Raw genomic sequence first — 13,941 nt, 5'->3', positions numbered from 1 at the left:
TGCAGGTCACCGCCCGGCCCACCGGCCACGACGGGTCGGCGCGCACCGGCTGGCGGATCAACCCGTCGGCGCTGACCGGGGACTTGGAGAAGAGCGGACTGTCACGACCGCTACGTCGGGTCCTGCGTTCGTGCGCGACGATCTCGGCCTGCAACCGGGCCGGCGCGTGCAGCCCGCACCCCGCGCGGCGGAGCGGCCACCAGCTTGGCCCCGCGGTGATCGACGCGCTGGCCGCGTGGTCGAGGCTCTGCGGCCGACGCTGACGCCTGGCCCGAGGCTGCGGTAAATGCCCCTGCTCCGGGGGGCGTTCGCCTCTAAAGTGACGCAATGGCACGCTCATGGACTCGGCTGCACGAACATCTCGGGCACCCGCCCGGCCCCCTCACCTACGACATGGTGGCCGCCGCCGTGGCGGACAAGCTCCCCGAGAGCGATGACCTCGACTGGAAGGAACCGCTGCCGGGCTTCGCGCGGACGCCGGGGGTCTGGAACGAGTTCGCCAAGGACGTCGCCGCCATGGCCAACACACGCGGCGGGCTGCTCATCTACGGCGTCAGCGACGACATCAAGTTCGTCGGCGTCGACCTGGCGAAGGTGGACGAGAAGCAGATGCTCAGCGCCATACGCAACGGCATCCAGCCCTACATCTCCGGCATCGACATCATCCCGCTGCCCGCCCCGGGTGGCGCCGGCCCCGACGTATTGGTCGTCGATGTCCCGCCCAGCGAGATGGCACCGCACTTTCAGTACGGCTGGGAGGCCAAGGACAGGGACCGTGCCACGTTCAACGCGCCGCACCGCATCAACGACCACACCTTCTACATGCCCGAACACCAGGTGGCCCGCGCCTACCGCGAGCGGTTCGCCCGTCAGGACGCGGCCGATGCACTGCTGCAGGCAGGTCTGACGCAGACGACCGAGACCGTCCTGAGCGAATCCGAGGGGCTGCCGGCCTGGCTGGTCATCGCCGCCCGGCTCACACGTCCGGTCCCGCGGATGGTGCCCGCGCCGACCCACACGGAAGCGAAGTACACGCTGCACGAGGCTCTGAAGACGGCGGGACGGATCAACGACGTCGGCGAGCCGGCCGTCCTGTCCAATGTGCTCGGCAGCGACCTGCAGGTCGGACTGCGCCGCTGGGTAGCCAGCAGCTTCCTCGTCCCCGACCGGCGTTCCCCCGGGCGGGACGCGATGGTCGAACTCCACCACGATGGGACCGTAACCGTCAGCGCCGAACTCGCCCACGGCCTCCCGCCCCATGACGGCGTCCCCGTCAACCTCCAGGTGCTGCAGACCGTCGTGCTCGAGGCTGTGTCTCTGGCCGATGGTTTCCGTCGGCGGCTCGCCGCCGACAGCTCGCTCGACATCACCGCCACCATCGCCACGGCCAATACGGGCAACCGCCTGCTGCCCTTCGGTAACCGCTTCGGAGGGTACGCACTGATGGCGGAGACCCGGCGGCCCCATCGGCTGTTGCCCGCCTCCACCGAACTGGCCCCGAATGCGGATGACGAGACGCTGCGGGATGGTGCCCACGAACTTTCGGACGGACTTCTCCACCAGTTCGGGATCAACCTCCAGCGCTGATCCCGTGCAGGGGCCCTCGTCGACGCGCATCCCCCGGCTGCACGGCACGCCTCAGCCCAGGGGGCTGCGGCCGGACGGCATGGTCTTCCCACCGTCTGCTTTCCTGCTCTTCACCGAGTCCGTGCCGCTGTCCCTGCCCGAGCAGAGCGGCGGCCGCGTGCGTATGCGGCGCCCATGCGCCGGCCAGCGTTGGCGCCTCGCCAGGGTCTACTCGGCACTGAGCAGAGGCCTGACGGGAACGCGCTGGGACCCGGTGCACGCGGTGTGCCGGGCCCCAGCGGCAGGGCGTGCGCCAACACGGCCTGCGGGGTGTCCTGATGCGCCGGAATCGCGACCCGTACACAGCTCAGGAGTGCCGCCGGCCAAGAGCCGGTCGGCGTTGCCCCGCATCATGAACCCGGCACTCCTCCAGAGGCAAGAAGGTCTGGAACACGGATGACCATCGTCGTAGCCGAGCGTAACCGATGGACGGCCGGAACTACCGGTCGTGACGTGGCAGATCCGTATCAGGTCCGCCAGGGCCGACGCCCGGTGTCACCGCGTGACATCGGATGCTGGGCCAACCCTGACCAACTGGCGGACATTTGGGGCAATCGGGGGAGGCGGTGCAGCTTTGCGCCGTGGCATGCTCTGGCACACCGGCCCCGCGTACGGACAGCGCCAACTGTCCGCGGAAACCGGTCCCTTGCGACCCGTCCGTCGTCGGCGGCCCGCTCCCAGCATGCGGGCGGGCCCGCCCCCCGCTGCAGGAGTGCCCGCGTGCCTCACGTCGTTCCCCTTTCCTCGCCCGAACCCACCCCTGACGGCCGTGCCCGCCTCGGCACCACCGCGCAGGTCGCGGGCGTCGTCGCGTTTCCCATCATCGGCGGAGCTCTCGCCGTGACTGGCCTGCCCGTCGGCGACATCCTCGCCGTCGTCAGCGGCTGCGGCGCGATCGGCGCCATGTCCATCGCGTTCGCGGGCGGCCGCCTCACCGGCCGGCTCGCCCGCGCGCTAGCAGCGGCCGCCGCCCGCGCGGCCCAGGAGCCGCGGCCGTGACCTCTCGGACCGATAAGGCACCCGCCCGGGACCGGGTGGCCCTCGCCGCCTTCCTCACCGAGCTGCACTGGATACACGGCCAGCCTGGTCCGAACTCTCCTACCGCACCGGCCTGTCGGTCTCCACCCTCCAGCGCACCGCGCGCCGCAGCGGACCCGTGCTGCGCGAGGAGAACGTGATCGCCTACGTCGGAACGCGGTCGGCTGCGCACCCTCAACGCCCCCGCGTCGGCCTACGTCCGCAACGCCGCCGACCTCCTGGCCGCGCTCGCCGCCGCCTACGAGAAGGCCGGCGCCCCACCGCTGCGCACCCTCCAGCGCCGCGCCGGATACGCCGCCGGCAACGTGCCCAACCTGCCTCTCACCAACGCCTCCCGCATCATCAACCGCGAACGCCTGCCCACCGACCAGCGCCAGTACGAGGCCTACCTCACCGGCTGCGGCATCCCCGCCCACGCCCTCGCCCCCTGGCGCCGTGCCTGGAACCGCGTCCAGTCCACCACCCCGACCACGCCACCCGCACCCGAGGAGCATCCCTTCGCCCCTCTGGCCCAACACCTCATCTCCCAGCGCCGGGCTCGGGCTGCCCAGGCACCATGAAGTGGAGCAGTGTGCCGCGAGAGACCACGGTGAGGTGGCAGTACAGGCAGCCGTCAGGGGCCTTACGTATGGTGTCCTACGGTCAAGCTGGCACCTTGCCCTGTAGATCAGATTCTCAATCCGTACAGCACCGCAGGTCAAAAGCTTGTAGAACCTGAATCGACGCCCACGCCGGCGTGTGATGCGCTCGCCTGGCCTCCTTTTGCCGCCTCGCGGGCGAAGCGGCAGTTGTCTGCGCGATGCGCTGTCCGCGGGCCGAGGGCTGTTACTCGGATGCGGGGGAAATCCAGTCCGCCTGGAGGATCTGCGCCATCAAGTCGTCTTGCTCCTTGGTGAGTTGGCCTGCGTCGCGCCGAGTGCGGGCCTTGCACAGCCACGGTCCGATCATGATGCGTTCTCCGTCGACGTCGATCCATTCGCGTGCGCCGGGCGGTCGGTCCCAGTGTTCGACGAAGAGCCGCAGGATCTGCGCGTTGCGTTCGAAGGAACGGCGGGTCCGCTTTGCTGCGGGCCTCGTCGGCTTGGCAGGGGGCAGGGGGGTGGCGGGGGTCAGCCGCAGGCGGGTGAGGAGTTCGCGTTGCGCGGGGGCGAGGCGGTCCCAGGTGGAGAGCTGGCGGTGCAGCCAGCTTCCCATCTTCACGTCGTCGATCACTGTGCCGCGGTGCAGGGTGGCGGGGCTGTGGCCGGCTTCGATGTGGCGTCGCAGGAGGTGGTACTTGCGGTGCCAGTCCGGGCCGTGCGGGAGGGTCCAGTGGGGATCGAGGGCGTCGAGCTGGGCCAGACGGTCGGGATCGAGGCGGTTCTCGCGGGCGAGGGCGCGCTGGGTTACGAGGAAGCGGCCGCCGGGCTGGTGCTCGGGGATGGCGAGGTGGCCGTGCTCGGCGTGGAAGGCGGTGATGGTGGTGAGGTTGCCCTGCCAGGCGGCTTCGTGGTCGTCCCAGATCATGCCGAGCGCGTCGAGTTCGGCGATCCAGTCCTCGGTGAGGATGCCTTGTCTGCGGGCGTTGCGCTGGCCGGTGACGAAGGCGCCGAGTCGGTAGCCGTAGGCGTCTTCGTAGTCGGTGGGGACGCGCAGGTGGCGGTGTTCGGCGTGGAAGCGGGTCGCGGCCGCCAGGCCCGCCCGGCGGGGCGCAGAGAGGGCGGCGGCGTTGGCGGGCCAGGCGATCAGGTCCATCGCCCGGGCGATGCTGTCGGGGTCGAGGCTGAAGTCGAAACGGAAGCGGCGGGCCAGGAGCGTGCGGGTGCCTTGCTCCAGGCGGCGTTTGGCGGTGGTGCGGGGGGCGCGGGCGGCGATGGTCTGGTCGTGGTGGCGCAGGGCTGCTGTGACGAGCCAGAGGGCTTCGTAGGGGGTGCCGAGGAGGTCGGTGGGGTCGGCGCCGTGAGAGATGTAGGCGGGGACGACGAGGCTGGCGGTCTTCGTGGCCAGGGTGGGGGGTTTGCGCAGGGCACGGCCCAGGGCCTGGACGATACGGCGGACGCTGGCGGTGCGGTCGGCGAAGACGACGGCGTCGACGGCGGGCAGGTCGACGCCCTCCCCTAGTACTTGGGAGTTGGTCAGCACAGCGCGGTCGGCGGTAGCGAAGTCGGTGAGGATGTCGTGGCGCTGGCCGGGGCTGTGGGTGCCGTTGATCGACTGGACGACCAGGTCGCTGGTCCAGGCGGGACGTTGGTCTTCGGTGAGGGTGCGCAGGGTGTGGGGGAACTGGCGGGCGAAGTCGGTGGCGTCGGCGACCTGTTGGAAGTACACGATCACGTGGTGGAGGTCGTGTTCGGTCATCGCTTTGAGGACTGCGAGGTGTAGTGCGGTGGTGCGGCGTGCGGTCGGGCCGAAGCCGGAGTAGGTGTCGGGGGTGGTGAGGACGGTGCGCAGGTGGGTGTCGGTGATCGTGGGGACGACCAGTTGGTAGTCGGCGAGGACTCCGTCGTCGATGGCATCGGCGTGGCTGTAGGTGTGCAGGCGGGGGCCGAAGGTTTTCGTGTCCGCCATGGAGGCGACGAGGGCGGGGGTGTCCCAGGCGGGGGCGGTGGCCGCGGTGCGCTTGGGCTGGGGGCGGGTGGTGGGTGCTTCGGTCAGGCGTGGTGGATCCCATTCGTAGGGGGTGGCGGTCAGGTAGAGCCGGCGGTCGGCCCGGATGCGGGTGTGGTCATGCAGGACGGTCCAGTCCTTGTCCCAGCTTCCCGCGGTGCGGTGTGCCTCATCGACGATCAGGAGGTCGAAGGTCGGCACGGGAGCACGGGTGTGCTGGGTCTGTTCGATCTTCGGGAGGGAGTCGAGCGTGACGAAGACGGTGGCGTGCTCGTGCCGGGCCAGCCACGTTGCCAGGAACTCCGGGTTGTTGGTGCTGTGGACGGCTGCTCCGGCCAGGACCGGGTGCTTGGCGGCCGCCAGGGAGGAGACGGCCATCATCGGTTCTGGGCGTCCGTCGTTGCGGGCTGTGCGGGCCCACTGTGAGATGAGGTCTAGGCTCGGCACGGCGATCAGCAGGTGTCGGGCGTCGAGGGCTTCGGCGGTCCGCAGCGCGGTGAGCGTTTTCCCTGTGCCGCAGGCCGACACCATGTGTCCGCGGGTGTGTGCGCGTGCCAGGTGACGTGCCGCGCTGTCGACCGCCCGCTGCTGGTCCGGGCGTAGTGAGAGCCGGGCGGGGCGGGTGCGGGAGGCGGTGACGGCGGAGATCTCGGCGATGGGCTCCTCGGAGGGCATGAAACAAGATCCTCAGTGCGCGATGGAGCGGTGGCCGGCGGGATCCATCGTGTCGGGTGTCCTTCGCTGAGTGATGTTGCGGGAGGAGTGGGCCGGGTCGGTGCTTGCGGGTCGTGTCCGTGCCACGTTAGGGGATGTCGTGGGGCTGGTCTGGGGGCTAGGCGAACAGGGCTTCTACCAGGACTGCTTGGAGCCTTCCTTCTTTTAGGGCGGTCGTGATTTCGGCTGCGGAGGGGTCTCCGGTGAGGCCGGTGCACAGGACCGCGCAAGGCGGCTCGTTCTGGGTCATCTTCCACATCGCGTCGGACAGAACGGTGGCTGGGACGCGGAAGGTCTGCGTCTCTTCAAGGGTGGGGCCCTCGTAGTAGATGCCCCTGAAGGTGCGGTCCTGGGTAGCAAAGACGGCCTTCCACTTCTGGTGGGCCTCGGGGATGGTGTCTCCCTGCCAGGTCGGCCAGATGAAGCGGCTTGGATCGACGTCGGTGTCGGCCAGGTGGGTGGCGGGGCTCACCACGATCACGATCACGTCGGTGCCCAGAGTGACTTCGTTGATGAGCTCGGTCAGGCGGTTGACCTGTACCTGTGAGGTGGGGAGCGTGACGTGGGTGAGGCCGATGTTGAAGACAGGCAGCCGGCCGGGCGAGTGGGGCGGTGTCGTCATGATGCCGTACTCCTGGTTGAGGTCGTTCGGTTCTTTCGTGCTTTTGTGCTGCGATACGTCTGGTGATGTCGACCGGGCTCGGGTTGCGGGTCGGTTGGACGGGTGCGGCGGCCGCTGCCGGGAGGATCCGATGCAGCTGTTCATGCGGGGGGCGGAGCGCAGGGGCGCCCGTGGTCTGCCGGTTGGTCGGCGGTTCAGGGTGTGCGGTGCCGGTGGCGTGAGATCCAGCGCATGTCGAGGGCTTCCAGGGCGTCCAGTTGTTCTCGCGAGAGGGCCTGCGGAAAACGCCGCTTCTCGGCGAGCCACCTTCCCAAGGCGAAGCCGTCTTCGCAGGTGTAGTTGTAGGGAACGTCCAGGTGATGGTGGCGGCAGCGGTAGGCGTAGGCGGCCTTCAATCCTCGGGCGAAGGCCCGTTGGGAAGCGCCGCGCGGGCGGCGCAGCAGGAGAGCCAGGGGGTGCTCGATGGGGAGGTCGCCCATGAGGTGGCGCTGGTAGTCCTCGAGCTTGTCGAGGTTGTCGATCTGCTCGGCCAGCCATTGGGTCAGCACAGGGGCGGCGCCGGTGAGTTGGTGCGGGCCGGGGAAGATCAGGGTCTTGTCGCGTGCGGCGGCGTGGGCGCGGGCGTAGGTGCGTTTCCATTCGGCTCTGCCTTTGGTGTTCCACCAGGGGTAGATCTCGTTCAGGGCCCGCTGGTAGCAGTGGGGCAGGCGGCGGGTGTTGGCTTCCTTTCGGCTGTCGGCGAGCCAGCGGCCCAGGTGCAGGCCTTGGTGGTGTTCGCCCCACCGGGGTGCGAGGTGTCCGTGGCGGGTGACGTAGTCGCGGGCGATGAGGAGTTTGCGCTCGATGCTGTGCGGGGGGTGCTCCCAGATCATGCCGAGGGTGTCCAGTGCTGCGATGCGTTCGGGCAGGAGCAGGCCGTTCTTGCGCATGGAGCGCTGTGCGCCGATCCACCAGCCGAGGTAGAAGCGGCCGTCGTGGAGGTAGCGGCTGGGGACGTCCAGGTGGCCGTTTTGGAGGTAGAAGTCTGTGGCGACCTCGAAGGCGGCCTCCCATACGCGGTTGGGGGCCATGACGTCGTTCAGGTCGAGAACGGGGATGATCTCGTCGGCACGTTCCGGGCGCGGGGCGATCTGGGGGGTGGCGGTGGGGTCGCTCGGGTACCGGAAGTGGTCGACGAGGTGGAAGGTGTGCTCGTCGTAGACGTCGAGGTCGATGAGGACCCGGTAGATCAGGTGGAAGGCGGTTTTCTTGACGGCCTCTTCGAGGGTTTCACCGGGTGCCATGTAGATGGGGATGACGATGGTGGAGATCTTGTTGTCGCCTGGGGTCTGGCGCAGTGCGCGTCCGATGGACTGGATGATGTCGATGCTGCTGGTCTTGGGGTGGGCGAAGAGCAGGGAGTCGATGGCGGGGATGTCGACGCCTTCGGCGCAGCAGCGGCAGTTGGTGAGGACGGCCCGGCGGGGCGGCTGCTGTGAGGCGGGAGTGTTGAGGGGCGCGGAGGCGAAGTCGGTGTAGTTCTTGTGGCGTTCGAAGGGGGTCTGCCTGGAGCTGACGGTGCCGACCTGCAGGGGCGCGTGGTAGGCCGGGGGCATCAGGGCCGCGGTCTCGTGGAGTGTTTCGGCGAAGACGTCCGCTGCGGCGATGCAGGGGTGGAAGGTCAGCGTGCGTCGCAGGTCGTAGCGGTGCTGCGCGACCAGCAGGGCCACTTGAGCGGCTGCGGCACGCAAGGCTTCGCCGGTCCAGGTGTTCGCGGGAAGCCGGTTCAGGAGGCCCCGCAGGTCTTCGTCTCTGATCACGACGCCGGCGATGCGGTAGTCGGCGAGGAGCCCCTCGTCGATCGCCTCTCTCAGGGAGATGCGGTAGACGACGGGTCCGTAGATGTTCACGTCGTCCATGGAGGCGATGACGGTGTCCGCGTTGATGCCCTTTTCGCGGGCTTTCTTCTCGTCGAAGACACGGGGCGTCGCGGTCATGTAGAGACGGTGGCGGGCGGGCAGCTTGTCGTCGTGGTGGATGCGGGCCCAGGGCTTGTCGTAGTCACCGGCGGTGCGGTGAGCTTCGTCGGCGACCACGACGTCCCAACGGGGCAGATGGAAGTCGCGGTGGGCTTCGACGACCTTGTCCAGGGAGTCGTAGGTGCAGAACACGTTGAGCGGTCCTGGGGTGTCGGCTGCCTGCCAGGCCAGGTCATCGGCGGTGTCCACCATGGTGAGGACGTCGGCCAGGTACGGGTCTGCCGGGTGGCTTGAGGAACAGACACCGAGGTAGCGGCCGGGACGTCCTTCGCTGTGCCATTTCGCGGCGGTCTGCTCAAGCAGTCGCAGGGAGGGGACTGCCACCAGGGAGGTGCCTTCGGGTGCGGTTTCCTGGACGACGTGCAGGGCCACCAGGGTCTTTCCGGTGCCGGTGGCCATGTAGACGCTGACACGGCGGTAGCCCTCGATGAAGCTGCTCGCGGAGGTGTCGACGGCGATTTGCTGGCCTCCGCGCAGGCGGGTCTTCAGGCGCGAGGCGGTCGCGGGGGCGGTTGTGTCCGGGCGGATGCGTGTCGTCGTGGCCATGGTCCTCCCCCCGGGTGACGGTGTGCACAGGCACCTGGTTCACAGGGTGGAAGGAGTGTGCGAGGCCGTGGCTGGGCGTTCGCCTGGGTTCACCTGAACGAGTGTCGGTGCTCTTGACCGCCTGCTGGCGGGCCGGTCACGGTGACCCGTGGTGACGGCTTCGGCGGAAGGGCAGCGGTGCTGGACGATCCCGGTCTGTACGGGCCTCGCCGGCCGCTGCCGCTGCGTGTGCGGCCGGTGCCGGGTGAGTCGACGGGGTCGTTCGTGAACCGGCTCGCGCACGCCAACGGCCTGAGCCTGGCGGCGTTCCTCGACCGCGTCGGGCAGGGCGAGGCATCCGCGTACCCCGAGCGGGTGGAGAAGTACCCGCAGTCCACCGAGATGTATGTGAACGAGGCGGGGCTGCGCTATCTGGCGGTCCTTGCTGACCGGGCGGCTGGTCTTCTGCAGCAGGATCTGCCCAGTCTGGGCGCGGAGCACCTGCTGCCAGGCCAGGAGGCGGCGGAGTGGAGGTGGCGCTGGGAGCCCGTGGCGGGGTACCTCGTGCGGTACTGCCCGCTGTGCGCTGGTGCCCTGGGTGTCGGCGAGGCGGTGTGGCTGATGTCGCCGGACAGCTGGCAGGTCTGTCTGCGGCACGGTTACTGGTCGGACGACTCCCGCGGCCGCGGTCCGGACTTCGTGCAGCTGGCCGAGCTGCCCGAGACGGTGACGGCGCACCAGGTGCGGCGGCAGCTGGCCGAACGGTGGGGGCCGGCCGGCGAGGAGTTGTTCGCCGATGCCTTCCAGGTGGCGGTGTACTGGTGGACGCGGATGCCGGACACCGTATGTTGGGTGCGCCGGGCCTGGACGGCTGGACTGGACGCGCGGGAGATGCGGGCGGCCCCACTGGTGATCTACCCGGAGGCCGCGGAACTCGCGCACGCCATGGTGGACTTCGAATGCGCGGGGCGGCGGGATACGGCGGACCGGTCCCGATGGCTTGCGGGCGTGGAGCAGTTGATGGCCGGGTGGGGGGTGGACGTGACTGAAGGGCGTCAGGCGCTGCTGATGTGGCTGGGGCGCCACCGCAGGGGGATGCCCGCGCCGTCCGGCCCGGCGGGCGGAAACGGGCTGGTGCTTGGGGCGGGACACAGCCGGATCGCGTCCCCGACCGGTGCGGTGAGCCAACGCTCTTGCCTGACCTGGCAGTTGGGCATGGCAGCCGCCGACATGTAGGGGTCATGAGAGTGGAGAGCCGAAGCGGCCCGTTTCCGGTACGGAGCCTATTGGCCTGGCAGTGGCGTACGGTCTGGCCATGACACTGGCTCATGCCGCCGACGGTCGGCCTGTCGTGGATGTAGACGACCCCGCCACGTGGCCCCGGTCGCTGGCGGACCTCATCTACACGATCGCCGACGAAGCCGACCTGGACGAGCCGGATCTGTACGTCGACCTGGAGTTGACGGACAGGGAGGAGCAGGTCCGCGACCTACTGCGTGGCCGCCTTCTGCGGGCGCAGCACGCCACCAGGCTGCTCGACCACGAGGCCGATGCGATTCGTGCGCATGGCCTGCGCCCCTTGGATGCCGCTCTCGTTGACGATCGTCTGGAGCAGGCCCATGAGCGGGGCTGCCTGAGCGACGCTGAGCGGGAGGTGCTGCGCTCCCAGAGCATGGTCGTCGCGGGCAGGCAGAGGGTGGCCAGCCGGGAGGGCCAGGTCTGCCTGACCCTCTCCGCCGAGGCCACCTCCCACGGCATCAATGGGGTGTGGCGGCTGCTGTCCTTCTGGGGTGGCGAGGCGATCTACTGGCAGCACTGCGACGACGCTGACGGCATGGCTCAGAGACTGCGTTGCCTGGGCCGGCCCGCACTGGTCACCGCTTACGTGGACCTCGCCAGTCCCGGCAGGCACCTCGTCTTCAAATCGGTGGTACACACCTTCGTTGGCAAGGCCATCGGCTACGCCCCCGCCAACGCCGACGTCCTCTACCGCAACGCGATCCCGCCACAGCACATCGAGTCCATCGCCTTCCCCGGCGATCCCGCCTACGACCGGCTTCCGGGCCTGCCCAGCGCGTGATTGACCGCTCCGATCGCCCCGGTGGAACGTCCGGCGTCCGTCCCCTGGGCCGAGGGGGCGGCTTCTACGCGGCGAAGCCGATGTTTTTGACGTACTCGTACTGGCCCCACTGGGAGCCCAGGTCGGGCAGGACATCGGCGGTCCAGGCGTCGTCCAGGCCCTGATGATCACCGGCCGCCCAGGACGCGACGATCTTGTCCCAGCGGCGCACGTTCATCGTCCGGTGTGCCACCACCCGCTGGAGCTGGCGCGCCACGCCGGACTGGTCGAGGGGGTGGATCTCCACGCGAGTGCCGCGGCCCTTGCGGTTGAGGCGGGCGGTGAGGTGGCGGGCGACGTTGCGGCGCCGCACCGCCCGGTAGGCGGCGTCGATGCGTTCCAGGTTGGCCTTCGAGGGACGGCGGGTGCCCTGCATCCATGCCTTCAGCGTCCGGTCGCTCACGGTCAGTCCGGCGTCCTTGGCCGCCTGCCAGGCCCTGTCCGACGTCGTCAGGTAGTGCAGGCGTGCCATCAGGCCACGCCTGGCGGTCACCGGGGTGGCGATGTGAGCGGCGAGCCAGTCGAGCTGGCGAGCGACGGCTTCGCTGCCCTTGATCCCGCTCGCGCCGAACTTCCCGAAGTCGATGTTCTTCTCCGGCATCTACTGCATCTCCCCCGTGCTGGCTTCGGCATCGATTCCGGCGGTGTACGTGTCCTTGACCTTGACCTCGGTAACACCGCGGCCTTCAGGGAAGACACGGCGCCAGTCTCCGACGACGTGGAGCTCGTCGGTGCCCATCGCCCGTACGACCGTCAGTGACGCGTCGTGGGCCTTGAGTGCCTTCATCCAGAGGTTGGCGAAGGCCTGGGAGCGGATGATGTGCATCCAGTCCGGGCGGTAGAGCTCCCGGTTGTAGTTCGACTCCCCCATCGTGGAGACGAACTTGGAGTACATCGCCTTCACGTACTCCAGCGTCAGCTCGTCGCCGTCTGCGATCGCGGTGTCGCGGGCGTCTTTGAGGGCGATCCGGAACTTCTCCAGGAGGTTCTCGGTGGCACCCGAGGTGTATGACTCGTGGATCTCGGGCGGCTCGCACAGGCGGCGCTTCGGGCCGGACAGGCGCAGCAGCAGGCGCAGGGTCGGTTCGGTGACCCACAGGGGGCCTGGTTCGTCGCGCTGGCCGATCGGGTTGGGCAACACCGCGTCGTGGTCCCAGGCGGGCGGGGTGATCAGGTGGACTCCGGCGCGGCGCCGGTCGTGTGCGAAGCCCGTGGAGTGTTCCAGCTGGCCGAGCGGGAGGTGGGTCTTGAGGGCCGAGAGGTAGGCACCGTTGATGTCGAGCGCGGTGACCTCGTGCCGGCCGGGCGGCAGTTCCGGCCGCGTCCACTTTGGGCGTGCCTCCCAGATCTGGTCGGCGCCCCTGGAGGTCTGCTTCTTGAGGATGTCGGGGATCCAGGGGTGGGCGATCACGTCGTAGCGGGCGCCCTTGCGGGTCTCGTCCAGCAGGCGCATCGCGTCCGGGATGGCCCGCTTCAGCAGTACGGCGCTCGCGGCTTCGACGTCGCCCTGGTGCTCGGCGAGCACGGCGTGCACCGCTTCGTGGATCAAGTCGGCGGGTCCGGACGGTTCCTGGAACGCCCGCCCGCGCGGGGCCGTGTCTTTACGGCCGGCCGGACGGGGCGGGCGGCCCGTACGCGGCACTTGGGCTCGGGCAGATGGGGCGGTGGGCGAGGGCTTCGGGGTTTGTGCAGGGTCTGCCTGACAGCCGGAGGGGTCCAGATGCTGAGCGAACCCCGCCACACGCTGTTGGGCCGGACGCCCGCACAGCACACATGGCTCGGGCACGGCGAGCAGCTCCACCTCGTCCTCGTCCTGGCCGGGTTCCGTCGAAGGCGGAGAGGCGACGGCCGCAGCAGCAGTGCCTGATGCCACAGGCCCCTCCTCAGCCGGCTCCGCCGTGGTGGTCTCGGTCTCGGTGGTGAGCTTGGCGTTCAGCCCGTCCAGCAGATACGCGTACTTGGTGCGGACCTCACCGGCCGGGTCCCGGCCGCTCTCCCATCCGCTGAGGGTGGAGGGGCTCACCCCGAGCGCACGGGCCACCTGCGCCTTGGACAGCCGGGCTCGCTCCCGCAGCTCGCGGCGTACCCGGCAGGGCGGGAGTTCGGCCTGCGGGCCGACGGCGTCGAGGAGCGAGTCGATCGCGTCGAAGTCACTCACCGGCTGGCCCCCTTCGTATCAACCCGGACGGAACGGCGCCGGTCGGCGGGCAGCGCCTCGCATGCTCTGGTCGGACCCGCAAGCAAGTCCAGGGCGCCGATGCCGTAGTGCTCGGCCAGGACATCCACGTCGCGCAGGCTCCACGAAACGGCACCCGACTGCCGGCGCGACACCTGCGTCTGCGTCAGCCCCAGTACTGCCGCGACCGACCGCTGCGAGTCACCCGTCACCTGCATCAACGCGGCCACCGTCAGCCGCAGCGACTCTTCCAAGGTCAATCCCACGCCCTCATTGTATCCGAGTCGATGCAAATTACGCATGAATATCAGCGAATTGCTTTCAGTGATGCACAGAAGCTTCATCACCTTGCTCGCGCGGGCCCTTGCTACGGGCCTCTCCTCAGGCCTGCAGGTCAGCGATGGGGACGGTCTTGTTCACGCGGAATCCGGCGGGCCGCGCGCCGCGCGTCCCGCTTCGCCTGGCGTGCCTCTTCGACCGCGCGGTCGGACAGACACCGCGGGCACACGAGGTCCAG

Annotated in this window: 12 protein-coding genes; 6 read left to right on the top strand and 6 right to left on the bottom strand. The window is 69.3% G+C overall.

What is annotated here, in order from left to right; translation table 11 throughout:
* From EDD90_RS56600 to EDD90_RS54950, 4 genes are all read left to right on the top strand, one after another.
* On the top strand, positions 1-263 hold a 263-nt coding region (locus EDD90_RS56600), incomplete at its 5' end, for a hypothetical protein (RefSeq protein ID WP_221305248.1).
* Between the two features lie 64 nt (positions 264-327).
* Complete coding sequence (locus EDD90_RS54960; protein WP_123983017.1) at positions 328-1,587, top strand: helix-turn-helix domain-containing protein; 1,260 nt, start codon at positions 328-330, stop codon at positions 1,585-1,587.
* A gap of 759 nt (positions 1,588-2,346) precedes the next feature.
* Positions 2,347-2,625, top strand: a complete 279-nt coding sequence (locus EDD90_RS54955) for a hypothetical protein (protein ID WP_123983015.1) — start codon at positions 2,347-2,349, stop codon at positions 2,623-2,625.
* 344 nt (positions 2,626-2,969) lie between these two features.
* Positions 2,970-3,224 carry a hypothetical protein gene (locus tag EDD90_RS54950; protein ID WP_123983013.1) on the top strand — a complete coding sequence of 85 codons (255 nt, stop codon included), beginning with the start codon at positions 2,970-2,972 and terminating at the stop codon, positions 3,222-3,224.
* Between the two features lie 265 nt (positions 3,225-3,489).
* Here the strand turns inward: EDD90_RS54950 and EDD90_RS54945 are convergent, their stop codons facing one another.
* The 3 genes from EDD90_RS54945 to EDD90_RS54935 all read right to left on the bottom strand — a co-directional run bounded on the left by EDD90_RS54945 (position 3,490) and on the right by EDD90_RS54935 (position 9,150).
* Positions 3,490-5,925, bottom strand: a complete 2,436-nt coding sequence (locus EDD90_RS54945; protein ID WP_123983011.1) for a DEAD/DEAH box helicase — start codon at positions 5,923-5,925, stop codon at positions 3,490-3,492.
* 157 nt (positions 5,926-6,082) lie between these two features.
* The gene (locus tag EDD90_RS54940; RefSeq protein WP_260328892.1) at positions 6,083-6,730 is read right to left on the bottom strand and encodes a hypothetical protein; all 648 of its coding nucleotides are present in this window, start codon (positions 6,728-6,730) and stop codon (positions 6,083-6,085) included.
* Between the two features lie 50 nt (positions 6,731-6,780).
* Positions 6,781-9,150 carry a DEAD/DEAH box helicase gene (locus tag EDD90_RS54935; RefSeq protein ID WP_123983009.1) on the bottom strand — a complete coding sequence of 790 codons (2,370 nt, stop codon included), beginning with the start codon at positions 9,148-9,150 and terminating at the stop codon, positions 6,781-6,783.
* A 177-nt stretch (positions 9,151-9,327) separates the two neighbouring features.
* Between EDD90_RS54935 and EDD90_RS54930 the strand changes: the two genes are divergently transcribed.
* Positions 9,328-10,365, top strand: coding sequence for a TniQ family protein (locus EDD90_RS54930; RefSeq protein ID WP_185149754.1), 1,038 nt, complete (start codon positions 9,328-9,330; stop codon positions 10,363-10,365).
* 79 nt (positions 10,366-10,444) lie between these two features.
* A complete protein-coding gene (locus EDD90_RS54925) occupies positions 10,445-11,209 on the top strand; it encodes a hypothetical protein (RefSeq protein WP_260328891.1) in 765 nt (254 codons plus the stop codon).
* Positions 11,210-11,273: 64 nt separating this feature from the next.
* Here the strand turns inward: EDD90_RS54925 and EDD90_RS54920 are convergent, their stop codons facing one another.
* From EDD90_RS54920 to EDD90_RS54910, 3 genes are read right to left on the bottom strand one after another with little or no spacing between them, the layout of a single operon-like run.
* A complete protein-coding gene (locus EDD90_RS54920) occupies positions 11,274-11,849 on the bottom strand; it encodes a transcriptional regulator (protein WP_123983007.1) in 576 nt (191 codons plus the stop codon).
* Positions 11,850-13,406, bottom strand: coding sequence for a helix-turn-helix transcriptional regulator (locus tag EDD90_RS54915; RefSeq protein ID WP_123983005.1), 1,557 nt, complete (start codon positions 13,404-13,406; stop codon positions 11,850-11,852).
* Entirely contained in the window at positions 13,403-13,690 is a 288-nt protein-coding gene (locus EDD90_RS54910) for a helix-turn-helix domain-containing protein (protein WP_123983027.1), read from the bottom strand. The genes EDD90_RS54915 and EDD90_RS54910 overlap by 4 nt, the downstream gene beginning before the upstream one ends.
* Positions 13,691-13,941: the final 251 nt, after the last annotated feature.

This window comes from Streptomyces sp. Ag109_O5-1, from assembly GCF_003814875.1.
Classification (GTDB): domain Bacteria; phylum Actinomycetota; class Actinomycetes; order Streptomycetales; family Streptomycetaceae; genus Streptomyces; species Streptomyces sasae.
This window is presented reverse-complemented; position numbering and strand designations above follow the sequence as displayed.